The organism is Haloprofundus sp. MHR1, assembly GCF_005155585.1.
GTDB classification, from domain to species: Archaea; Halobacteriota; Halobacteria; order Halobacteriales; family Haloferacaceae; genus Haloprofundus; species Haloprofundus halophilus.
This window is the reverse complement of sequence record NZ_CP039833.1, coordinates 211,401-233,424: the sequence shown is the minus strand read 5'-3', so window position 1 is coordinate 233,424 and position 22,024 is coordinate 211,401. Positions and strand designations below refer to the sequence as shown.

Genomic DNA, 22,024 nt, shown 5'->3' with positions numbered 1-22,024 from the left:
TTAAAAGCATCGTATTGGCGTCGTCGCCCCTATCCAGCGGGCTTTTCGGTCCCGGTACGAGCGGCGGTCAGGCGCTGTTGAGACCCAGAACGCTGACGACGACGCCACCGATGAGCGTCGGCAGCCAATACACCGCACCGCGGTAGATGACGATGGCCGCCAGAATCGCCGACTGCGTGACGGCGGGGCCCGTCGCGGCCAGCAGGAGCACGAGGAGAACGCTCTCGATGCCGCCGGCGCCGCCGGGGAGCGGTGTCACGCCCGCGATAGCCCCGATCGGGACGACGAACAGCATAATCGACGGCGAGACGGGCGTGCCGACGGCGTGGAACGCCAGCCAGAGACCGAGCATCTGTGCGAGCCAGCCGGCCGCCGAGAGCGAGACGGCCAGCAGCAGCCCGCGAGGGTTCGTCGCAACGCGTTCGATGGCGGCGAAGAAGCGACTGATACGCCCCTCGATGCTCTCCGCGGTCGGTTTCGAAATCCGCGGGACGAAATCGGCGACGCGTCGGATGACGGGCGTGAGCACGCTGACGGCTTTGTGTTCGAGTTGGTACCGCCGCTGCCACCCGACGTAGACGAGGCCGGGGACCGCCGTCGCGAGGACGACAACGGCGATGACCGCCAGTTCGAGGTTCTGTCCGAGCGTCGTCTCCGTCGCGAAGTAGACGGCACCCGCGAGCGCGAGCGTTATCGAGGGGACGAAGTTGAGCGTGTCGACGCTGGCGATGGCTGCGAGGCCGGTCTCGTACTCGGCGTCGGAGGTCTGCGAGATGAGTAGCGCCGTCACCGGTTCGCCGCCGGCCTGTCCGAACGGCGTGATGTTGTTCGAGAACATCGCACCCGAGAAGACGAGAAACGACTTCAGCGCCGAAATCTCCACGCCGAGCACCGAGAGGACGGTCCGAAGCGACAGCCCCCACGCGAACAGCCAACCGAGCGTCGCAACGACGACGAGGGCGACGAACCGGATGTCGGCGTTCTGTAACTGCGTGGCGAGGTCGTCGACGCCGATGAACGAGAAGAGAACCGCGAACACCACCAACGCACCGGCGAAGCCGAGCACGGTGGCCCGGAGGTTCTCCGTAGACATATCAACCCGAACGTCAACTGCCGGCATTAAGCCACCGGAACCGACAGCAGTGGTAGCGATAACTTACGCCTCGCTTCCGACGCGGTAGCCGTGGTACTGTGCGATCGACTCGCACGAGAACGCGACGCCGGACGCCTCGGTGGCTTTTTCGCGCCGACGCCGAAAGGCCGAGCATGGACGAGCGGACGGCGCTGCGAACGTTGGCGGCGGAACTCCAGGCGGCCGGTGACGACGCCGCAGTCGTCGACGGACTGGTCGTGACGACCGACATGCTCCACGAAACGACGGACTTCCCGGCGGGAACGACGCGCTACACCGCCGGGTGGCGGTCCGTCGGCGCGTCGCTCTCTGACGTCGCCGCGATGGGCGCGGACGCCGTGGCGACCGTCGCCGCGTACGCCGCGCCCACGTTCGACGAGGACGAACTGGGTGCGTTCGTCCGCGGGGCCCGCGACGTCTGCGAACTCGTCGGCACCGAGTACGTCGGCGGCGACCTCGACACGCACGACGAGTTCACGACGGCGACGACGGCCATCGGCCGGACGGACGACCCGGTGCTTCGGTCCGGCGCGAAGCCGGGCGACCTGCTCTGCGTCACCGGCACGCTGGGGCGGTCGGCGGCCGCGCTTCGCTCCTTCGAGCGCGGCGACATCGAGCGGGGCAACGACCTCTTCCGGTTCGAACCGCGTGTGACCGCGGGCGCGGTACTCGCCGACTACGCGACGGCGATGATGGATTCGAGCGACGGGCTCGCGCGGTCGGTCCACCAGCTGGCGGAGGCGAGCGACTGCGGGTTCGCGCTCGACTCCGCGCCGATTCCGGTCGACACCGCCGTCGAGGACGCGACCGACGGTGAAAGCGACTACTGGGAGTCGGCGCTTCATTTCGGCGAGGATTTCGAGTTGGTGTTCACGCTCCCCGAGTCCGCGCTCGACCGCGCGACGTCGGCTTCACCGGTGCCGGTCGCACGCATCGGACGCGCCACCGAGTCGAGTGCGGGGGTAACACTCGACGACGAGTCGCTTCCGGACCGCGGGTACACGCACTCGGCGTAGCGCCGCCGACGCGAGCGTCTCGGCTCCCCGGCTCTCGGACTCTCACGCGCTCATCAGCTGAATCGGCACCAGCATGAAACACAGCAGGCCGAGCGCGAAAGTGAACACGCCGACGAGCTGTCGCTTCCAGCCGATACCGGACTCGTCGATGGGGTGGGCGGGGCCGTTGATGGCGATGAACAGCGAGAACAGCCCCCAGAAGGCCCACAGGCCGACAGACTCCTGGAGGCCGAGGTCGCGAACGTAGTAGAGGTAGCCCGCGAGGCCGAACAGGCCGAGCGGAACGAGCGTCGCCACGGTCTCCTGTCTCCGTCCGAGCATCGCGCGGACCATGTGGCCGCCGTCGAGTTGACCGACCGGCAAGAGGTTCAACACGGTGAAGAACATCCCCACCCAGCCGCCGATGATGACCGGGTTCACCGTCTGCGGATAGCTGTAGTCGCTCGGTTGGCCGAGGAACGTCGCGATGAGGTCCAGCAGCAGCGGATTGTTGAACTGGATGACCTCGGTGCTCCCGACGAATACGCGCTCGGGAATCGTAATCGGGTCGAGCGACAGGCCGATAGCGGTGACGAGAACCGTCGCCGCCAACCCGGCGAGCGGCCCGGCGACGCCGATGTCGAACAGCGCCTTCCGGTCGGGCATCTGCCCGCGCATTCGGATTATCGCGCCCATCGTGCCGAACGGGAAGATAAAGGGAATGAGATACGGCAGCGAGACGTCGACGCCGTGGTAGCGACCCATCACGTAGTGGCCGAGTTCGTGCGCGCAGAGGACGCCGAGCACGGCGGCAGTGAAGGGCCACGCTTCGAGCGCGACCAGCGGGTTCTCCTGAATCTGGCTTACGGGGATGTAGTACCACGCGTACGCGCCGACGAACAACGTCGAGGTGACGGTCGCGACGAACAGCAACAGGTTCTTCCAGGGGACGCCCTCGAGGCCGACCGAGAGGGGTTCGGCGACGAGCACGTCGAGTCCGTCGTTCGTCCGTGCGAGCCGAACGTCGTAGCCCGCTTGTCGGAACGAAGGCCAGACCTCTTCGAGCAGCGAGCGGCGCGAGACGAGCGACTCGCCGTAGTACAGCAGTCTTTCGTCGTCCGTACGTACCTCACGAACGTAGAACACCGAGCCGAGTTGTTCGAGCGAGGGACCGTCTGCGGGGGCGGCCGCGGGGCCGTACGGAGGGCTATCGGCCTCGTCCATCTGATACTACGTCTACCGCACAGAGGAGTATAAATCCGGTGTCGATGCCGACGAAGGCCCGACGACGCCGGGTGTGTCGGCGTCGGGAGAGGTGCGTGTATCAGCGTCGGGAGAGGTGCGTGTATCAGCGTCGGGAGAAGTGCGTGTATCGGCGACGGGAGAGGCGGTGCGTGTCGTCAGCGGAGTGGTGGGAAGTAGGCCGCCGTCGTCCGGAGACGAAGGAGTTGCATGGTTCGCGAGCGGTGTCGAAAGGCGAGGACCGTCGCCGAAACGGGTCGCGGGGACCGGGGTGTTACCCTTACGAGGTGGGGGCGACGCGCCAGGTGGTCGCGCTCGTGTACGACCACTTCTCGATGGTGAGCTCGTGGGTAGAGTCGCGGAGTTTCACCATCAGCGCGCCGATCTCTTTGGGCGAGAGACCGACCTCGTCCGCGATGAACTTACCCTTGAAGTACAGTTCCCCGTCTTGGGCTTTCTCGACGAGATACTGCTTGAGTCGGGTCTCTTTCGAGCGTCCGTCGGTGGAGGGGTTTGCTGTTGCGCTCATTTTCGTTCTGACCTCGTTCACCACATGGCCGGTAGAGATGTTATAAAGGCAGGAACGTTAGCCACAGTTCGGCCTCTTTCAGGCTGAAGCGACGCAAAGGATTCGTTTTACGACGTTTTTTCAGACCCTTAGAACTTTTACAAGTGGTTTTGAGACTATTATTCGATATCTATAATACAAAAAAGAAATGCCAGATTAGCTGGTTGCTGGACCGTTTACGGGCGACAATAGCGGCTTTTAGCACTCCCAACCGCCCCGAAACAGTGGTCGAACGAGGAGAATGTTGCCTCGACGCGAAAGTCGCGGCTATCTGTCGTGAACCCAGAAGTCCGACTCGACTGTGGTCTCCTTCTTGAAGATGGGGACCTCGTCCTTCAGACGGTTGATGCCGTCTTCGACGGCGCGGAACGCCTCGGTTCGGTGGCCGGCGAGGACGACGACGAAGACGATGTCCTCGCCGTCTTCGATGACGCCCGTTCGGTGGTGCATCAGTACGCGTTCGACCCCGTCGCGGGCTTCGATGTCGCGTCTGATCTCCGAGAGTCGTTCCTCGGCGACGCCCTCGTACTTCTCGAACGTCAGCCGCGTCGTCCGCGGGTCGTCGTCCGCGTCCTTCGCCCGCACGCGACCGGTGAACGTCGCAATCGCACCGGCGCGATCGGCGCGCGGGTCCCGCTTGACCCGCTCGACCAGTGATTCCAGCGTAACGTACGGTTCGAGCGCCTCGATACGGGAACTGAGGTCGTCGAGGTCGACCTCGTCGAGCGACCGTGCCGAGAGAAGCGGAGCGTGCGAACTGTCGTCAGGCGCCGACTCGCTGCCGAGAACCACCGTCGGTAGACGATTCGACTCGAACCCGGCGAGGAGCGCGAAGTCGTAGTCGGTGGCGAGGTGGTCGAGCAGTTCGTCGCGCGAGCGGTCGCGGCCCGCGCCGACCCAGACGCCGTCGTCGGAGAGACCGTACGACGCCGCCGAGTCGGGTGCGGGGTCGCTGCCGTCGGGGAGCCGTTCGACCGTCGCGACGCGGCCGTCGAGTCGCGCGGCGAGTCGCTCGGTGAGCGTCGTTGCGCCCGGACCGACGACGCAGAGTGTGCGCATACCCGGAAGACGGGGGACCGAACGGCTTTAGTGTTGCTCAGCGAGGCGTCGACGACGCTCGGGGGCGAACCGACACCGCGCGAGACGGGTGTTCTCGCACCGCGGAACGTGGCGGAGTTGATAACCCTTAAGACCGAATCCCAGCAACCCGGTTGCAATGAGAGTCGTCATTTCTATCGGCGGAAGCGTCCTCGCGCCGGAGCTCGACGCCCGCCGGGTCGAGGCCCACGCCGCCGCAATCGAGTCACTCGCCCGCGAGGGCTGCGAACTCGGCACCGTCGTCGGCGGCGGCGGAGTCGCTCGCGAGTACATCGACGCCGCGCGCGGCCTGGGCGCGAACGAGGTCCAGTTGGACCAGATCGGTATCGACGTGACGCGCATCAACGCGCGCCTGCTCATCGCCGGCCTCGGCGCGGGCGTCAACCCCGCTCCGGCGCACAGCTACGAGGACGCGGGCGAGGCCATCCGTCGCGGCGACATCTCCGTGATGGGCGGCGTCGTCCCCGGACAGACCACCGACGCGGTGGCCGCGGCGCTCGCCGAGTACGTCGACGCGGACCTGCTCGTCTACGCGACGAGCGTCGACGGCGTCTACAGCGCCGACCCCCGAAGCGACGACGGCGCCGAGAAGTTCGAGGAACTCACGCCCGAGGAACTGGTCGGCGTCATCGCGCCGATGAGCACCGACGCCGGCTCGTCCGCACCGGTCGACCTGCTGGCGGCGAAACTCATCGAACGCGCCGGAATGCGAACCATCGTCCTCGACGGCACCGAACCGCAGCGACTCGAACGCGCGGTGCTCCGCGGCGACCACGAGGGAACCGACATCGTTCCCGCGGGCGCGGGCACCGAACCGACGTACTGGTCCCAGCGATGAGCGTCGACGACGACCAGCCGACGACCGTCGACGACCAACCGACGACCGCCGCCGACGACGAAGGTGGGCGGGAAGACGGTGGCGACACCCACCACGCGTTCTGGGCCGACGAGGTCGCCGACGAGATTCTCGCGCGCGACCCCGACGAACCCATCGTCGTCAAGGGCGGCATCTCGCCCTCAGGCGTCGCGCATCTCGGCAACTTCAACGAGATTCTCCGCGGCTACTTCGTCGCGGAGGTGCTCCGAGAGCGCGGCTACGAGGTCCGGCAGGTGTTCACGAGCGACGACAAGGACCCGCTCCGGAAGCTCCCCCGAAAGCTCGCCGACAAGGAGGGGAACATCGTCGGTCTCGGCGACGTCGACGCGGGCGCGCTCGGTCAGAATTTGGGTAAGCCGTACACCGACATTCCGGACCCCTTCGGCGAGGCCGAGTCGTACGCGGCGCACTTCGCGGCGCTCATCGAGGCCGACGCCGAGCGACTCGGCGTCCCCGTCGAGATGATATCGAACACCGAACTCTACGCGGACGGTACGTTCGAGCCGGTCGTCCGGCACCTGCTCGAAAACGCCGACACCGCGCGCGAAGTGCTCTCCGAGTACCAGAGCAAGGTAGACGACGACTACGTCCCGTTCAACCCCGTCTGCGGAAACTGCGGGAAGATAACCGAGACCGTCACGGCCATCGACCTCGACGCCGGCACCGTCGACTACGTCTGCACCGACATGACCGCAGGTGACAACACCATCTCCGGCTGCGGTCACGAGGGGACGGCGACGTTCCGCGAGGGGAAACTCCCGTGGCGTTTCGAGTGGCCCGCCCAGTGGCAGGTGCTCGGCGTCGACTTCGAGCCGTTCGGCAAGGACCACGCCGAGGGCTCGTGGCCCAGCGGCGAGGACATCGCGCGGAACGTCCTCGGTATCGAACCCCCGGTGCCGATGACGTACGAGTGGTTCACGCTCAACGGCGAACCGCTCTCCTCGTCGGCGGGCAACATCGTCACCGTCGCCGAGGTGCTGGAACTCGCCGAACCCGAGGTGCTTCGGTACTTCTTCGCGCTCAATCCGCGCCGCGCGCGCGACTTCGACCTGCGCCGGTTAGACCTCCTCGTCAACGATTTCGACCGCTTCGAGCGCGTCTACTTCGGCGAGGAGACCGACGAGAACATCGAAGCGCTGGCCGACCGGGCATACCCGCTCCTCGTCGACGAGGTTCGCGAAGACCGGGTCCGTCTTCCCTACACGTTCGCCGCGGTGCTGGGGATGGTCGACGACCCCGAACTCCGGGTACAGATGGCGAAGAACGAGGGTCACGTCACCGACGAGACGCCCGAGTGGGCCGTAGAAGACGCGATGGAGCGCGTCGAGAAGGCCCGGACGTGGGCCGAGCGGATGGACAACGAGTACAACTACCGCCTCCAGACGGAACTGCCCGAGGTGGACCTCGACGGCGACGTGGCCGCCGCGCTCTCGGACCTCGCCGACTTCGTCGAAGAGGGCCACACCGGCGAGGAGATTCAGGGCGAAATCTACGAGGCGGCGAAGGTGCACGACGTGCAGACCGGCGACCTGTTCCAGGCGGGCTATCTGCTCTTCTTCGACCAGACGCAGGGACCGCGCCTCGGCGAGTTCCTCGGCGAACTCGAAGCGGCGTTCGTGGTGAAGCGGCTTCGGCGCGAGGAGTGAGGCAGAGAGTCGAGAGAGCTGATTTCTGTTGGCGGTCGCAGTACGGGACGGCCCCGTCGGCCGAAGAGGAGAGCGTAGCGCCGTCGTTGCGGCGGCGGCGACTCGCCGATACAATCCGAACGTCTTTCCCGCTACCATCCCTTTCTTGGGCCAATGAACACGCTGCTGTGGATACTTATCGGCGTGATCCTCTACACGGTACTCGCCCTCGTCCTGCGACAGCTCGGTGTCCTCCCGAGTTCGGTGAAGATGCAAGGTCCCCTGATGACGATACACACGCGTCGGGGCCGCGCGTTTCTCGACTGGCTCGCCACACCGAAACGGTTCTGGCGGGCGTGGAGCAACGTCGGTGTCGGCATCGCCCTCGTCGTGATGTTCGGCACGTTCGTCCTCCTCGTGCTCCGCGGCGTCCAGATTCTCCAGAATCCCCCCGCGCCGACGGCAGTGAACGCCCCGCGAAACGTCCTCGTCATCCCGGGCGTCAACGACTTCCTCCCGCTGTCGGTCGCTCCCGAGATCGCGTTCGGCCTGCTCGTCGGCCTCGTCGTCCACGAGGGCGGCCACGGCCTGCTCTGCCGGGTCGAGGGCATCGACATCGAGTCGATGGGCGTCGTCCTCTTCACGATTCTCCCCATCGGCGCGTTCGTCGAACCCGACGAGGAGAGCCAGCGGAAGGCGAGTCGGGGCGGACGGACCCGGATGTTCGCCGCCGGCGTGACGAACAACCTCGCCGTCACCGCTATCGCGTTGGTGTTGCTGTTCGGTCCGGTGACCGGCGCGATCGCGGCGGCTCCCGGTGCGGCCGTCGGCAGCACGTTCCCGAACTCGGCGGCCGCCGCCGCCGGAATCGACGCCGGCGACCGAATCGTCGGCTTCGACGGCGCGAACGTCACCTCGGACGCGGAGCTCCAGAACGCGCTCGAGGAGAGCGACACCGCGAACGTGACCGTGACGCTCGCGGACGGAACCGAGCGGACGGTGCAGCGCTCGCTTCTGGTGACCGCGATGTCGCCGAACTCGCCGTTGGCCGCCGACGGCAGCGCCGGCGTTGAGACGAACGACACCATCGTCGCCGTCGACGGAACGACGGTCAACACCGAGTCCGGGCTGCGTCAGGCCGTCTCCGACGACCCCGTCGTCACGCTCACCGTCGAAGACCAGCGCGGCGAGGAGTCGAACGTGACCGGCCCGATCGGCGTTCTTCTCGGCGTCTCGCCGGACGGACCGCTGAGCGAGCAGACGGACGTCCCCGGCGGCGAACAGGTCGTCGTCACGAGCATCGACGGCGAACGGACGCTCGACTACTCGGACGTACAGGCGGCGCTCGACGGCGGACAACCGGGTGACGAAGTGAACGTGACCGCCTACGTCGACGGACAACTGCAGACGTACACTGTGACGCTCGCGACGGCGAACGACGGCACCGACCGCGGCCTCGTCGGCGTGACGCAAGGGCCCGAACTCAGCGGCATCAGCGTCAACAGCCTGGGCGTCGTCTCGTACCCCACACAGCAGTTCCTCGGTATCCTCGGCGGCGACGTGCAGGGAGGACTGTTCTCGCAGGTGCTGTTCATCCTCTTTCTCCCCTTCGCGGGGACGGTCGTCCCGGGGTTAGAGACCAACTTCGCCGGCTTCGTCGCCGCGAACACGAGTTTCTACACCATCAGCGGTCCGCTCGCGGCGCTGGGCGGCGGCGTCTTCGTCCTCGCGAACGTCCTCTTCTGGGTCGGGTGGATAAATCTCAACCTCGCGTTCTTCAACTGCATCCCGGCGTTCCCGCTGGACGGGGGCCGCATCCTCCGCACCTCGACCGAGGCGGTCGTCTCGCGGTTGCCGGTCGAAGGAAAACAGCAGTTGACGAGCACGATTACGACGGGCATCGGTCTGCTGATGCTCGTCAGTCTCCTGCTGTTGATGTTCGGGCCGCAACTGCTCTCCTGAGCGGGCGGCCTCCCGTTTCCCGTCGCTGCTTCGTTCGGGCGTTTACGACTCGAAGTCGATGCCGTAGCGTTCGTAGAACTCGGCGGGAGTGTCGTCGATTCGTTCGAACGTCTCGAAGTCGCGTTCGTGGTGGCGAATCAACTGCTCGATGATCCACGAACTGAACGTCTCGTCGAACTGCCACGCCTCCTCGGGGCTCTCGACGTCGAACCGACCGTCGGTGGCGAACGCGACGTAGACGTGGTAGAAGCCGAGGATGACGTCGGCGAACTCCTCGGCTTTGCCGCCGGTTTCGACCCGCTTCTCGCGGAGCTCTTCGCGGCCGCTGTCGGTCAGCGCGAAGTACTTCCGGTCGGGTTCGTCCTCGCGGTCGACCCGCTCGGCCCAGCCTTTCTCTTCGAACTTGTAGAGAATCGGGTAGACGGAACCGTACGACGGTTCCCAGTGTCCGCCGCTTATCTCGCGTATCTCCTTGAGAATCTCGTACCCGTACCGGGGTCTCTCGCCCAACAACTCCAGAACCAGATACGAGATGAGGCCTTTCGGTGGGCCGCTTTTCCGCATTGGTTGCCCATCAGGGTGGCGTTGTGAAAGCGTTTCGGTTAGTAGGACTTCGACTGGTCGGTCAAACAGCTGTCGTGTCACTCCCTGTCGGTCGTGTCGTCGCCGAACCCGGACGTCGACCCGGCATCGTAGTCGACGTCGACGTCGTCGCCCGCGAGCGCGACGTGGCCGTAGTTGAGCAGCGCGACGAAGACGCCGCCGCCGACGGCGTTACCGAGCGTCGTCCACGTCAGGAAGTGCGCGAACTGTCCGAGCGTGACGCCCTGTCCGAGGAACATCGCCGCGAGCACCTCCGTCGTCCCCAGCAGCGCGTGGTGAAACGGCGCGAATCCGATAGTCGCGGCGACGACGAGGATGATGACGACCCGACTGATGGTGTCTCGGCTCGCGGCGACGAGCCACGTCAGAAGCCCCATCAGCCACCCGGCGACGACGCCGCTGGCGGTGATGACCCACCACGGGAACGGGAGCAGCGCCTCCGCCATCGACCCGAACGCCGCCGGGTCGACGATGTTCATCGACGGGCCGATGGCGGCGATGAGTCCGGCGAAACAGAGACAGCCGACGAGGTTGGCCGCGAGAACGACCCCCCACAGTTCGAGGAGGTCACGGATCGAGGCGCGGTCGGTCAGCACGGGCAGGACGGCCATCGTCGTGTGCGCGGTGAACAGCTCGGTCTGTCCGATGATGACGAACAGGAAGCCGACGGCGGAGACGCCGCCGAGGGTGAGCTGCTTCGCGAGCGTCGACCCGAAGTTCGGCTGGAACGTCAGCGCCATCCCCATGAACAGCGCGCCGAAACTCACCGTGAGACCCGCGGCGAACCCGGAGATTGCGACGCCTTTCACCGGGCGGTGCATCTCGGTGAGCGCGTTCTCCATCTCCCGTTCGATGATGTGTCGGTACGAGAGAGTCGCACCCGTCGGGTCGTCGGTCGTAGAGGACATCGTATAGTGGCTCGACCGACGCTCTCTGATGTAAAACCAGTTGGGGTGAAATCAGGTGCGGGGGCGGCTCTCCGCGTCGCGACTCAAAACGCCCTTAGTCGACGGGGTCCAACGTCGGGGCATGCCACGAGCGCCGCAGACCGAGGAAGGGTGGTACGCGCTGCACGACTTCCGGAGCATCGACTGGGACGCGTGGCGCAACGCACCCCAGCGAGAGCGCGACCGCGCCGTCGAGGAAGCGGTCGACTACCTCCAGTCGCACGAAGCAGTCGAGGACGACGAGGCGGGCGCGTCGGCGGTGTTCTCCGTCGTCGGTCACAAAGCCGACCTCCTGGTACTGCACTTCCGGCCGACACTCGACGCGCTGTCGACCGCCGAGCGCCGCTTCGAGCGGACCGCGCTCGCCGGGTTCACCGACCAACCGACGTCGTACGTCTCGGTGACCGAAGTCAGCGGCTACGTCTCCGACGAGTACTTCGAGGAGGGCGCAGACGCCGTCGACGAGGGTCTCCGGCGCTACATCGAGGGGAAGATGAAGCCCGACATCCCCGACGACGAGTACGTCAGTTTCTACCCGATGAGCAAGCGCCGCGGCGAGGAGTACAACTGGTACGACCTCTCCTTCGAGGAGCGCGCCGAGTTGATGGCCGGCCACGGCGACGTGGGGCGGAAGTACGCGGGCAAAATCAAGCAGGTCATCGCCTCCAGCGTCGGCTTCGACGACTACGAGTGGGGCGTCACCCTGTTCGGCAGCGACCCGACCGACATCAAGGATATCGTCTACGAGATGCGCTTCGACGAGGCGTCGTCTCGCTACGGCGAGTTCGGGCAGTTCTACGTCGGTCGTCGGTTCCCGCCGACCGACCTCGGCGCGTACCTCGACGGCGAACCGGTGCCGACGAGCGAACACGACGGCGCTGGCGACCACCACGGTCACGGCCACGGCGAGAGCGGCGGACACCACGATCACGGTGAGGGCAGCGGTCACCACCACGGCGGCGACGGTGGTCACCACGGCGGCGACGGTGGTCACCACGGCGGCGACGGCGGTCACCACGGTGACGACGGCCACGATAAGGAGTCGACGGACGACGAGGATATTCGCGGCGAACTCACCGACTTGAACATCTACGCCGGACAGCCCCACGGCGAGGACGTGTACGCGACGGTGCTGTACTCGGAAGCCGACACCGACGAGGTGTTCGACGAGGTCGAGGGGCTCCGCGGCAACTTCGAACACTACGGGACGCACGTCAAGACGGCCGTCTACGAGGCGAACGAGCGGGGTCGGTCGGCCGTCGTCAGCATCTGGGAGACCCAGAGCGCCGCGGAGACGGCCGCCGGCTTCCTCTCGGAGCTCCCCGGCATCGTCTCGCGCGCGGGCGAAGGGTCCGGGTTCGGCACGATGGGGATGTTCTACACGGTCAAATCCGACCACCGAGAGGAGTTCGTCGACAAGTTCGGCACCGTCGGCGGTCTCTTAGACGAGATGGAGGGCCACCAGGAGACCGACCTGATGGTGAACGTCGAGGACGAAGACGACATGTTCATCGCCAGTCAGTGGCGCTCGAAGGAGGACGCGATGGGCTTCTTCCGCAGCGACGAGTTCCGCGAGACGGTCCAGTGGGGTCGCGACGTGCTCGCGGACCGGCCGCGACACGTCTTCCTCGCCTGAGACGACCCGGCTGATTCGGTCGGGTCGCACGACCCAGTCGGCTCAGCGCGTCACGAGCGTCGCTCCCGGCGCGTTCCTTCGGACGCTCTTGATACCGTTTTTCGCGGCCGCCTTCGACGAGTAACCCTCGCCCCCGTCGGCGATGATGTTGCCGTTTCGATGTCGGAGCCGCCAGCGCCACTCGTCGGCTCTGTCGCGGTACAGCTCGAACGTCGCCGCCGCGTCCGATTCGGAGTCGTCAGAATCGGTTCCGGCATCGGCGTCCGGTTCGTGGTCCGTTTCGGGCGTCTCGACCGCCTGGTGCGTCTCGGCGGCTTCGGTCGTTTCGGCCGGGGCGGCTCGACCCCGCTCGTCGGCGTCTTCTGTCGTCTCCGACGCGTTCGCGGTCGATTGCGAGTCGGAGTCGTACCGGCCGATAGTCTCGCCGTCGGCGACGACCGAAACCGAGACGTGGACGTGTGAGTCGGTCATACGATACCGACGACGTCGATGAACGTATTACTTTCCGACGGTTGTCGAGGGTGCGCAGTGAAAGTGGGTGGGTGAGCGCACGCACCGTCGCCTGCCGTCCGATTCGAAGCGAAGCGGAGGGGTGCGAGAGCGGGATGCGGATGGCCGGAGCACGCGACTACCGGGAACGGTCCATCGACCGTGCAAACTCGAGATACGGTTCGAGTTCCGACTGCGGGTCGGTCAGTCGGAGACGGCGAGTCCGGCGGTCGTACTGAACGAACGGGGACGCGGTCAGTCTCGGTATCACGGTGTGGTGGAGTTCGAGGCGGAGTCGGCGTCGGTCGTCGAACGGTGTGATCTCTCGACGGAGGAGGCCGTCGACGAGTCGTTCGTACCGGATACCGTCGTCCGACTCGGAGAGGGCGTACAGCACGCCCCGGCGCGAGGGGTCGGCGAGCAACTCGAACACCGTCGACGGTGAGAGCGATCGTTCGGGGTCGTTCGCGGACATTACTGTGGTGAGGCGTGGTCGACGCCGAGGTGCCGACCGAACTGTTTCACCGAGCACGTAGCGACGCTCGTTCTTCGCTGAAGGCTGGACCACATACTGTCAGTTAGTTACTATAATGGCCGACGATATATAACCGGGGCCTCGTGTGGGAGGGTATTAAGTAACCGCGAACACGGCGCGTCGCGCTCCTTCGACGGCCGACCGACCCAGTGAGAGCAGCGAGAGTGTCTTTGCGACGAGATCCGCCCGTCCGCGACGGAGCCGTTCGAAGATCGCGTTCATCGAGAGTCGAAGTGGTCTGCTACCTCACCGGAGGTCGCGCTGGGCGGCTCCCGGCCGGGCGTCTTCGGCGATGTCGTCGAGTTCGAAGTCGCGGCCGTGGTCGCTGTAGTACACGCGGAACGTCGCTTGCTCGTTCTTCGGGAATTCGTATCGCAGTAGAAGGTTTACAACCCGGCGTTCTGCTTTCCGGTGCCGACCAGGTCCGCACCGTCGACGGAGGAGCGAAGGCTATCCATGCCATCGTCGCGGGATACGCCGAAGTTATCCTGATACAGCGTCTCGACGCGTTCGACTTCTGCCTCGGAGAGCGGCGGCGTCTCGGAGGCGGCCGCCCACTCGTCGATGTCGTCCGCCGTCCGGAACGTCGGCGTCACCGACGCGACGGCGTCGTGGCTGAGTAGCCACTGAATCGCCGCTTGGCCCATCGTCCGTTCTCCGTCGCGCTCGAGGAACCGAAGCGCTTCGACCTTCTCCCATCCCGTCTCGTACCACTCGTCGGGGCGGAACCCGCGGTGATCACCGGCATCCAGTTCGGTGTCGGGCGTCACCTGTTCGTTCAACAGTCCCGAGGAGTGGGGGACCCGGGCGATGACCGACGTGTCCGCCCCCTCGCGTGCGATGGTGTCGAGGAAGTGGCGTCCGGGAGTCTGCTCGAACACGTTGAACACCGTCTGAACGGCGTCGAAGTCGAGTTCGACGGCGCGGTCACCCTCCGCGAGCCACCCGATAGAGGGGCCGAGCGCCCAACCGAGGGCGTCGACGGTTCCCTCCTCCTGCAGCGATTCGAGCGTCTCGACCACTTCCGGCGTCACTTCGTCGACGTTCGCGTTGTGCAGTTGGAGGAAGTCGACGTAATCGGTGTCGAGCCGGTCTAAGCTCCGTTCGACGCAGGTTCGAATCCACTCGGGGTCCAACCGCTTGGGCAACTCGCCGTGGCCCGCCTGCGGGTGGTTGTAGAAGTCGTAGCCGATCTTCGTCGACAGCGTCACCTCGTCGCGGTGGTCCGAAAGCGCCTTCCCGACGAGTTTCTCGCTGTCGCCGTGACCGTAGACGTCGCCGGTGTCGAAGTACGTGATCCCCCGGTCGAGGGCGTGTTCGATCATCTCGATGGCCTGCTGTTCGGTTCGGTCGCCCCACCAGTCGGTGCCGACGACCCACGCGCCGAAGCCGACTTCGCTCACTTCCACTCCCGAATCGCCCAGCGTTCGGTAGTTCATACCGCGAGCTAAGGTGAGACGACACTTATCGGAACCGGTTCGACCGTCGAAACCGGCAGAACCGACGTGCCGTCGACGTTTCGCGGTCGAGGGCGACCGTCGCCGTCGTCGGCGGGCGCCCAGGAGTAAACCACATACTGAGATACAAAATCTCTCGAAGGCCGGTCCGCGGTTCTACAAACAGCTCTTTTCGGCGACTCGGTTGGACGGGTTTTCCGCATCGGTTCTCGACAGCCGGGATTTTCCGACGTGACAAAACAGACTGAGGACGAACGAGTCCAGAAAGGGCCCGGGCCACAACACTAGTCCTCAGACACGACACGAGTCGGCGGTTCAGTAGCCGGAGCGGGTGGCTCGTGAGTCCCGAAGTCGGGATGGGTCTCTTCCATCCAGACGTAGACGATTGCGCCGGAGACGAACATCAGGAGCGCCGTCGTGTAGAACGCGGCTTCGACGTTCACGAACTCCATCGAGAGTCCGATCAGGATCGCACCGACTCCGTAGCCAGCGTCACGCCACATCCGGTAGACGCCCATCCCCGTCGCACGCCACGTCGGATGAGCCGCATCGCCCGGAACGGTCATCAGATTCGGGTAGAGCAGCGCCATTCCGAGCCCGGAAACGCCCGAGAGAACGGCCCACGGGAGATACCCTTCGACGAGTACCATTCCGAGGATACCCGCGCCGGCGAGGAACATGCCGACGACGACGGGCGGGCGGCGACCGATCCGATCCGCGAGGCCACCGGTTGCGATCTGAAAGAAGTACATCGCACTGTGGATACCGATAACGAGCCCGACAGCCGCGATTCCGAGCCCCCGACCGGTGAGATACAGTGGGACGGCGAGCCAGAACAGCGTGTCGACGAACTTCTCGATGTGACCCGCCTGTGCCGCGGCGAACAGCGTTCTGTCTCCGTAGGTCGCCCGCTTCAGGACCTCGATGAACGGGAGATTCGCGTCGTGGTGGTCGTCGTCGTCGACTTCCACCGCCGCGAGCTGGACCGTCTCCTTGATAAGGAAGATCGAGATGAGGAACGCCAACACGACCACGACAGCGAGGAAGTAGAACGGCTCGGGTCGGAGACTCGTCCGGGCGGCGATGACCCCCGTGACCCAGGCACCGGCGGCGACGCCGCTGTAACCGAACGCCTCGTCGATACCGACGGCCAGCCCTCGCTGCTCGGGACCTGCGATATCTATCTTGGCGTTGATCGCCATACTCCACGTCAACGCTTGGTTGATGCCGAGGAGGATGTTCCCGACGGTGATCCAGCCCCAACTCGGCGCGAAGATCAGGATGACCGGAAGCGGTAGTGCAGTCGCCCACCCGAGGACGAGCACTGGCTTGCGGCCGTATTCGCCGCCCCACTTGCCGGCGTAGAGGTTGAGCAGCGCCTTGACGAACCCGAACGAGACGACGAACGAGCCGATGACGAGCAGCGACTCGACGCCGAGTACGTCACGACCTAGCACGGGGACGACGGCGCGCTCGGACCCGATGGTCAGGCCCGTCGCAAACACCAAGAGGACGTGTAGCGAGAACTGCCCGAGGTGCTCGCGGATGCCCTGTTTGAGTTCGGTTTCCGTACTCATGAATCACTCAGTCGCGCAGTTGTTGGGACCCGGTTCGGCCGACTCGTCGACGGGGCTGATTCCCGCCCGACGTTCGTCCGCTCGACGCGCTCTCGGGATGCTCCGGTTCGACGCGAGTTCTCGGACGAGTGTTCGTTCGTCGTAGACGTCGTCGTTGAGATTGCCCGGAATACGCCACTCCTCGTTGTCTTCGTGACGGATATCGAGGACGAGCGGTGTACTGCCGCGTTTCGTAACTGTTCGCCGGGTTCTCCCGCCGGTAACTCTCGCATCGGTGTTCACGGATAAGATTCGTATTTGCATATAGGCACTGCCGGACATGGCCGGCACCCTTAATCGTCACCGGGTCAAAGTTGGTCCCATGAGTCTGTACGAGGCCTCGATTCGGGTCGAACACGAGTGTCCGTACCGGAAGATCTCGGAACGGCACCCGGACCTGACCATACGCGAGTGGCCGTTGAGCGACTGCCAGGTGCTCGAAATCTCCTCGGAGACGACGCCGACCGACGAGTTACTCGAGGAGATCGGCCAGATCGGGACCGTCCTGCACGAGTCGAAGGACGACAGCGGGTATCACGTCGTCACGCAGTCCTGTCTCTGTTCGCTCGAGGAGTCCATCATCGACCGCTTCGAGGAGCACAACTGCCTGTACCAGTCGCCGACGATCTACCGCCAGGGATGGGAGCACTACACGGTGGTCGCGTTCGACAGCGAAGATATTCGGGACCTACTTGGTGACCTGCGAGCCGATAGGGAAATCGAGTTGCTCTCGAAAACCTCGATTTCGGAGACGCAGATTCCGCACAGCATGTTAGCCCCGGCGAATCAGCTGTTCGAGAACCTCACCGACCGGCAGCTGGCTGCACTCCAGTTAGCGCTGGAAAGCGGGTACTACGAGCAACCGCGGAAGACCTCCCTCCGGGAACTGGCCGGCAAGACGGCCGTCGCTCGCTCGACGTACGAAGAACACCTCCGGAAGGCGGAGAACAAACTCCTCACGAACGCGGGACAGGTCCTGCGACTGGTCACCGCGACCTCGACGGCCGACCCGCTGCGAGTAGAAGAGACCCGCAAGGCCGAACAGGCCGCCGATTGAGCTTCCGGCACCCGCCAGGGGAGAGTGCTCGACTATCCGGCGGCGAGTACGTCCCCGAGGCGTTCGCCTTACCGTCTGTTGAACCCACGTACAGTCAGGTCGGAAGCGCGTCCGGTCGCCAACGGGAGTCGGCAACGCTTAATCGCCCAGCGACGTCAGTCGTAGAGGATGGACACGCTCCCAGCACGCGTCGCGTGTGTGTACGTAACCGACCGTTCGCCGGAGCAGCGGGCGGCGTACGAGTGGTGCGCGGAGGCGGCGACGACCGCCGATATCGTCTCGTTCGCCGCCGTCGCCGAGGGGGCCGTCGACCTCGGCGCCTACGACGCGGTCTGGTGGCACCGCGACGCGCCTCTCGACGACGGGCCGGCGGTGGTCCGCGAGAGCGCTCCACGCATCCACTCGTTTCTCGAAGACGGCGGCGGAGTACTTCTCTCGCTTCGCGCCCTCTCCGCGGTCGAACCCCTCGGCATCGACAGCGTCCGCCCGGACGCCGTCGGCGTCGAAGACGTTCACGAACCCGCCGGATTCGCGCGAAAGGCGCTTTACGCCGACCACCCGGTGTTCGAGTCGTTCGACGACCGATTCCACCTGGCGTCGCCCGACGACGGCCGACAGTTCGCGCGATACGAGACACTCGTCCCCGAACGGGGGCAGGTTCTCGGGAGTTCACTGCGCGGCGACGACCTGTTGGTCGGTCACAAGTCGCTGTTGTCGTGGCGCGTCGGCGCGGGGGCGGTCGCCGGTGTCGGCGAGCATCTCCAGTTCGACTGCGAGAGCGGCGAGACGCGCGAATGCGACCGGTTCGCACGGAACTTACTGGCGTCGCTCTCTTCCGACCGGTGGCCGACGTTCACCGAACGACCCGACGATACCGAGGGGTTCGAGACGGTCCGGACGGCGCTTTCCGACGACCACCACCGACCCGGATACCATCTCGCCGCACCCGCGAACTGGCTGAACGACCCGAACGGGCTCGTCTACCACGACGGGCGGTATCACCTGTTTTACCAGTACAACCCCGCGGGGCCGTTCCACGGGTCGATTCACTGGGGGCACGCGACGAGCGAGGACCTCGTCGACTGGCGCGACGAACCGGTGGCGCTCTCGCCGTCGCCGGACGGTCCCGACCGCGACGGCTGTTGGTCGGGGTGCACCGTCGTCGACACCGACGGAACGCCGAGGCTCCTGTACACCGGAGGCCGCGGTCGCGTCCAACTGCCCTGTCTGGCGACCGCAGCCGACGACGAGCTCCGGACGTGGACCAAGCACGCCGAGAACCCCGTCATCGAGGCTGCGCCGACGGACCCGCCCGTGCTGGCGACGAACGACTGGGACGCCGAGTTCCGCGACCACTGCGTCTGGCGACAGGACGGCGTCTGGTACCAGCTCATCGGCGCGGGCGCGCAGTCCGGCGGCGGCGTCGTGCTGCTCTACCGCGGCGAGAGCCTCGACGAGTGGGAGTACGTCGGCCCGCTGTTCGGCCGCGAGGAGCCCGACCCCGGAACCGTCTGGGAGTGCCCGGAGCTGCTGACGTTCGAGGAGGGAGAGCTTCTGCAGGTTTCGAACTACGACCGGACCATCTACTTCGTCGGCGAGGCGGATTTGGACGCGCCCGACTTCGCCCCGACGAACGAGGGCGTGCTCGACTACGGCGACTACTACGCCCCGCAGTCGCTTCGCGCGCCCGACGGCCGCGTGCTGACGTGGGGGTGGCTCCCCGAAGCCCGCGACCTCGACGCGCAGTGGCGCGCCGGCTGGTCGGGCGCGATGTCGCTGCCGCGGGAACTCGACGTGTCCGGAGGCGACATCGTCCAGCGACCGGCCGCCGAACTGGCGAGCCTCCGCGAGCGGAGCGCGCTCTCCGGCGACGTGTCGCTGTCGGCGGGCGAACGCCGGGCGCTCAGGGTGACGGGTAACAGCTACGAACTGGCGTTCGACGTCGCCCTCGAAGAGGGTGCGACGTTCGAACTCGGCACCTTCGAGTCACCCGCGCTCTCGGAGCGAACGGTAGTCAGATACGACGGCGAGTCGGTCGTCGTCGACCGCTCGGCGTCGAGCCACGGTCCGGCGGCGAGAGGCGAACAACGGATGCCCGTCGGGGGGGACTCGCTCTCGCTTCGCGCGTTCGTCGACGGCTCGGTTCTGGAACTGTTCGCGAACGAGCGCCGGTGCCTCACGAGCCGCGTCTACCCGACGCGCGACGACGCGGAGGGCGTGTCGCTGGCGGCGGTCGGCGGCGGCGCGACGCTACGGTCGGCGAGGGCGTGGGAGCTCGAAGCGACGTTCCCGGCCGGGAAGCGACGGTCCTGAGGCGACGGCTCTGACAGCCTACGTCCGCCGCCCGTACCCGCTCTCGTTCGGCAGTTCCTCGCCGCGTTCCCACCACGGTTCCGGGAGTCTCTCGTCCGGCAGCGGGAGGTGTCCGTGGCCGAGCGTGCCCACCACCCTCGTCCGATTACCGTCGAGTTTCAGCCGGACTGTCGGCGCGAGCGTCCCGCCGAAGCGACGCAGTTGTTCGGCCTCGGGGAGCACCGCGACCTCGTCGAGACTCGGCCGGTCGAACTCGAAGTAGTTGAAGAAGGAGGTGACGAGCAACTCGTCGCCGTGGTCGTAGGCGAGCCACGAGTACGCCTGAAACGGCGCGTTCGCGGGGTTCGTCAGCACCAGACCGGAGCCGTTGAGCGGTTCGTACTCGCCGCGCAGCGAGTCGGCGACGAAGCCGTACAGCGCGTCGTAGCCGTCGAGACCGGGCGCGAACGTGTGGTCGTGACTGGAGATGAAGAGGTAGTAGCGCCCGTCGCGGCGGACGGCGTGCGGGCGTTCGAGTTCCTGATTCACGCAGACGGCGTCGAGTAAGGGGGGCCGGAGTTCGAAGTCGGCGGGGTCGCCCGTCGGCGACTCGGCGACGCCGACGCTGCCGTTGAACTCCTGCTGGGCGGCGTCACCGCCGCAGGCGTCCGATTCCTCGGGAACCGGCGTGTTGGCCTCGAAGAGGAGATAAGTCGTGCCGTCGTCCTCGAAGAACCACGGGTCGCGGAAGGTGTAAATCATTCCGCGCGACTGGCTCTCGGTCTCGTAGTACTCGCCGTCCGGTTCCAACAGGACTTCGTGGGTCCACGGCCCCTCGATGCGGAGGCCGTTTTCGTCCGCCTCTATCGTGCCACCGTGGCCGACGGCGAGCCGCTGCGTGTAGGTGAGTTCCTCCTCACCTCGTGCACCCGAGGCGGTGTAGTAGGCGTAGACGGTTCCTTCGTCGTCTTCGCCTCGGTCGTACAGCGCGCTCCCGGCCCACTGCCGCGACCCGAGCGGCCCTCTCTCGTCGACGTCGAAGACGGGGCCGCCGGTTTCCCAGTTCTCGCCGTCGCGCGAGTAGAAGTAGCGGACGGTCGCCACGTCGTGGCGCTTGCCGGGCAGGAGTTCCGAGGAGGAGGTGAGCGCGAGGATGACGCGGTAGCCGTCGATTTCGGCGACCGAGCCGTCGCGCTCGCGGAGGAACCACGTGTCCCAGATGTGGAGGTCGGAGTCGACGGGTGCCTCCGGCGGGTAGATGATGGGCGCGACGGTGTCCTCGGAGCGCTCGATGCCGGCGGCGTGGTCGCGGGTCCACGCCGGGGTGCGGCGGTCCTCGGCCGGGGAACGCCGCTCGGAGTCGTCTTGCATGCTGTAGCCTGTCGGATGCAGGCTCTAATCTCTCCCGATAGCGCTCGACGCGAGGTTACAGCTGCGGAACTTCGGAGAACGTCAGTTCGCCGTCCTCGGTGATACGTAGCTGTCCGTTTCTCGATTTGTTCGAGACGAACCACTCCCACCGTTTCGAGCGAGAGCTCGTTTCGGCGTCGATTCGGTACGTTCCCGTCGCGTCGACGAACGGAGTCGTCTCGTCCGTTCCGGGAATTCTGTTGTCGTCGCGCATCTCGGCGGGCTCTAACTCGTAGGTGGAGTGTAGTACGGTTTCGCCGGCGTACGCGACGGAGAGCGAGAGAGAACGGCGACTGGTATCGTCGTTCTGCAGCAGTACCTTTCTCGACTTCTCCGAAGGCGGTGCCCGCTCGCGTGCGACGGCGGTCGGCTTATCTGTCGCGGTACCGTCGGCGCACCCGACGAGAACCGTGCCGACCGCGACCGAAACGACGCCCCGCGAGAATCGCCGTCTGCGCATGACTTCGATGAGAATCTGCCTCG

General features: G+C 66.0%; 19 protein-coding genes. 7 read left to right on the top strand and 12 right to left on the bottom strand.

Annotated elements, in window-relative coordinates; genetic code table 11:
- Positions 1-67 precede the first annotated feature (67 nt).
- Entirely contained in the window at positions 68-1,093 is a 1,026-nt protein-coding gene (locus tag FCF25_RS01110) for a lysylphosphatidylglycerol synthase transmembrane domain-containing protein (protein WP_117594374.1), read from the bottom strand.
- A 173-nt stretch (positions 1,094-1,266) separates the two neighbouring features.
- Between FCF25_RS01110 and thiL the strand changes: the two genes are divergently transcribed.
- On the top strand, positions 1,267-2,148 hold the full coding sequence (thiL, locus tag FCF25_RS01105) for a thiamine-phosphate kinase (protein WP_137047014.1): 882 nt from the start codon (positions 1,267-1,269) through the stop codon (positions 2,146-2,148).
- A 42-nt stretch (positions 2,149-2,190) separates the two neighbouring features.
- On the opposite strand, the gene FCF25_RS01100 is transcribed toward thiL, so the two are convergent.
- The 3 genes from FCF25_RS01100 to FCF25_RS01090 form a co-directional block, all read right to left on the bottom strand.
- Positions 2,191-3,351 (bottom strand): site-2 protease family protein, encoded by a 1,161-nt coding sequence (locus FCF25_RS01100; RefSeq protein WP_137047013.1) that lies wholly within the window; start codon positions 3,349-3,351, stop codon positions 2,191-2,193.
- Between the two features lie 298 nt (positions 3,352-3,649).
- Positions 3,650-3,898, bottom strand: coding sequence for a hypothetical protein (locus FCF25_RS01095; protein ID WP_117595281.1), 249 nt, complete (start codon positions 3,896-3,898; stop codon positions 3,650-3,652).
- Positions 3,899-4,204: 306 nt separating this feature from the next.
- Entirely contained in the window at positions 4,205-4,996 is a 792-nt protein-coding gene (locus FCF25_RS01090; protein WP_137047012.1) for a molybdopterin synthase, read from the bottom strand.
- 157 nt (positions 4,997-5,153) lie between these two features.
- Here FCF25_RS01090 and pyrH point away from each other — a divergent pair, with 157 nt between their 5' ends.
- The 3 genes from pyrH (at position 5,154) to FCF25_RS01075 (ending at position 9,499) form a co-directional block, all read left to right on the top strand.
- Positions 5,154-5,873, top strand: coding sequence for a UMP kinase (gene pyrH / locus FCF25_RS01085; protein WP_117594370.1), 720 nt, complete (start codon positions 5,154-5,156; stop codon positions 5,871-5,873).
- Positions 5,870-7,558, top strand: coding sequence for a lysine--tRNA ligase (gene lysS / locus FCF25_RS01080; RefSeq protein ID WP_137047011.1), 1,689 nt, complete (start codon positions 5,870-5,872; stop codon positions 7,556-7,558). Before pyrH ends, lysS begins: the two co-directional genes overlap by 4 nt.
- Positions 7,559-7,711: 153 nt before the next feature.
- Positions 7,712-9,499 (top strand): site-2 protease family protein, encoded by a 1,788-nt coding sequence (locus FCF25_RS01075; protein ID WP_137047010.1) that lies wholly within the window; start codon positions 7,712-7,714, stop codon positions 9,497-9,499.
- 42 nt (positions 9,500-9,541) lie between these two features.
- On the opposite strand, the gene FCF25_RS01070 is transcribed toward FCF25_RS01075, so the two are convergent.
- Entirely contained in the window at positions 9,542-10,063 is a 522-nt protein-coding gene (locus FCF25_RS01070; RefSeq protein WP_117594367.1) for a PadR family transcriptional regulator, read from the bottom strand.
- Between the two features lie 77 nt (positions 10,064-10,140).
- A complete protein-coding gene (locus FCF25_RS01065; RefSeq protein ID WP_137047009.1) occupies positions 10,141-11,010 on the bottom strand; it encodes a formate/nitrite transporter family protein in 870 nt (289 codons plus the stop codon).
- A 121-nt stretch (positions 11,011-11,131) separates the two neighbouring features.
- On the opposite strand from FCF25_RS01065, the gene FCF25_RS01060 reads away from it, so the two are divergent.
- Positions 11,132-12,685 carry a heme-binding protein gene (locus FCF25_RS01060; protein WP_137047008.1) on the top strand — a complete coding sequence of 518 codons (1,554 nt, stop codon included), beginning with the start codon at positions 11,132-11,134 and terminating at the stop codon, positions 12,683-12,685.
- Positions 12,686-12,727: 42 nt separating this feature from the next.
- On the opposite strand, the gene FCF25_RS15990 is transcribed toward FCF25_RS01060, so the two are convergent.
- The 4 genes from FCF25_RS15990 to FCF25_RS01040 all read right to left on the bottom strand — a co-directional run bounded on the left by FCF25_RS15990 (position 12,728) and on the right by FCF25_RS01040 (position 16,743).
- Positions 12,728-13,156, bottom strand: coding sequence for an HVO_2922 family protein (locus tag FCF25_RS15990; protein ID WP_137047007.1), 429 nt, complete (start codon positions 13,154-13,156; stop codon positions 12,728-12,730).
- 157 nt (positions 13,157-13,313) lie between these two features.
- Complete coding sequence (locus FCF25_RS01050) at positions 13,314-13,649, bottom strand: hypothetical protein (protein ID WP_117594363.1); 336 nt, start codon at positions 13,647-13,649, stop codon at positions 13,314-13,316.
- 446 nt (positions 13,650-14,095) lie between these two features.
- Complete coding sequence (locus tag FCF25_RS01045) at positions 14,096-15,148, bottom strand: aldo/keto reductase (protein WP_117594362.1); 1,053 nt, start codon at positions 15,146-15,148, stop codon at positions 14,096-14,098.
- Positions 15,149-15,450: 302 nt separating this feature from the next.
- Positions 15,451-16,743 carry an MFS transporter gene (locus tag FCF25_RS01040; protein ID WP_117594361.1) on the bottom strand — a complete coding sequence of 431 codons (1,293 nt, stop codon included), beginning with the start codon at positions 16,741-16,743 and terminating at the stop codon, positions 15,451-15,453.
- Between the two features lie 361 nt (positions 16,744-17,104).
- On the opposite strand from FCF25_RS01040, the gene FCF25_RS01035 reads away from it, so the two are divergent.
- Entirely contained in the window at positions 17,105-17,839 is a 735-nt protein-coding gene (locus FCF25_RS01035) for a helix-turn-helix domain-containing protein (RefSeq protein WP_137047006.1), read from the top strand.
- 168 nt (positions 17,840-18,007) lie between these two features.
- Entirely contained in the window at positions 18,008-20,152 is a 2,145-nt protein-coding gene (locus FCF25_RS01030; protein WP_137047005.1) for a GH32 C-terminal domain-containing protein, read from the top strand.
- 18 nt (positions 20,153-20,170) lie between these two features.
- Here FCF25_RS01030 and FCF25_RS01025 read toward each other — a convergent pair whose 3' ends face one another.
- Positions 20,171-21,502, bottom strand: coding sequence for a glycoside hydrolase family 68 protein (locus FCF25_RS01025; protein WP_137047004.1), 1,332 nt, complete (start codon positions 21,500-21,502; stop codon positions 20,171-20,173).
- A gap of 55 nt (positions 21,503-21,557) precedes the next feature.
- Positions 21,558-22,001 carry a hypothetical protein gene (locus FCF25_RS01020; RefSeq protein WP_137047003.1) on the bottom strand — a complete coding sequence of 148 codons (444 nt, stop codon included), beginning with the start codon at positions 21,999-22,001 and terminating at the stop codon, positions 21,558-21,560.
- Positions 22,002-22,024 lie beyond the last annotated feature (23 nt).

Bases quoted from the DNA above. Each gene is read 5' to 3' on its own strand.
- FCF25_RS01110 (WP_117594374.1), bottom strand. From the start codon at position 1,093: ATGTCTACGGAGAACCTCCGGGCCACCGTGCTCGGCTTCGCCGGTGCG.
- thiL (WP_137047014.1), top strand. From the start codon at position 1,267: ATGGACGAGCGGACGGCGCTGCGAACGTTGGCGGCGGAACTCCAGGCG.
- FCF25_RS01100 (WP_137047013.1), bottom strand. From the start codon at position 3,351: ATGGACGAGGCCGATAGCCCTCCGTACGGCCCCGCGGCCGCCCCCGCA.
- FCF25_RS01095 (WP_117595281.1), bottom strand. From the start codon at position 3,898: ATGAGCGCAACAGCAAACCCCTCCACCGACGGACGCTCGAAAGAGACC.
- FCF25_RS01090 (WP_137047012.1), bottom strand. From the start codon at position 4,996: ATGCGCACACTCTGCGTCGTCGGTCCGGGCGCAACGACGCTCACCGAG.
- pyrH (WP_117594370.1), top strand. From the start codon at position 5,154: ATGAGAGTCGTCATTTCTATCGGCGGAAGCGTCCTCGCGCCGGAGCTC.
- lysS (WP_137047011.1), top strand. From the start codon at position 5,870: ATGAGCGTCGACGACGACCAGCCGACGACCGTCGACGACCAACCGACG.
- FCF25_RS01075 (WP_137047010.1), top strand. From the start codon at position 7,712: ATGAACACGCTGCTGTGGATACTTATCGGCGTGATCCTCTACACGGTA.
- FCF25_RS01070 (WP_117594367.1), bottom strand. From the start codon at position 10,063: ATGCGGAAAAGCGGCCCACCGAAAGGCCTCATCTCGTATCTGGTTCTG.
- FCF25_RS01065 (WP_137047009.1), bottom strand. From the start codon at position 11,010: ATGTCCTCTACGACCGACGACCCGACGGGTGCGACTCTCTCGTACCGA.
- FCF25_RS01060 (WP_137047008.1), top strand. From the start codon at position 11,132: ATGCCACGAGCGCCGCAGACCGAGGAAGGGTGGTACGCGCTGCACGAC.
- FCF25_RS15990 (WP_137047007.1), bottom strand. From the start codon at position 13,156: ATGACCGACTCACACGTCCACGTCTCGGTTTCGGTCGTCGCCGACGGC.
- FCF25_RS01050 (WP_117594363.1), bottom strand. From the start codon at position 13,649: ATGTCCGCGAACGACCCCGAACGATCGCTCTCACCGTCGACGGTGTTC.
- FCF25_RS01045 (WP_117594362.1), bottom strand. From the start codon at position 15,148: ATGAACTACCGAACGCTGGGCGATTCGGGAGTGGAAGTGAGCGAAGTC.
- FCF25_RS01040 (WP_117594361.1), bottom strand. From the start codon at position 16,743: ATGAGTACGGAAACCGAACTCAAACAGGGCATCCGCGAGCACCTCGGG.
- FCF25_RS01035 (WP_137047006.1), top strand. From the start codon at position 17,105: ATGAGTCTGTACGAGGCCTCGATTCGGGTCGAACACGAGTGTCCGTAC.
- FCF25_RS01030 (WP_137047005.1), top strand. From the start codon at position 18,008: ATGGACACGCTCCCAGCACGCGTCGCGTGTGTGTACGTAACCGACCGT.
- FCF25_RS01025 (WP_137047004.1), bottom strand. From the start codon at position 21,502: ATGCAAGACGACTCCGAGCGGCGTTCCCCGGCCGAGGACCGCCGCACC.
- FCF25_RS01020 (WP_137047003.1), bottom strand. From the start codon at position 22,001: ATGCGCAGACGGCGATTCTCGCGGGGCGTCGTTTCGGTCGCGGTCGGC.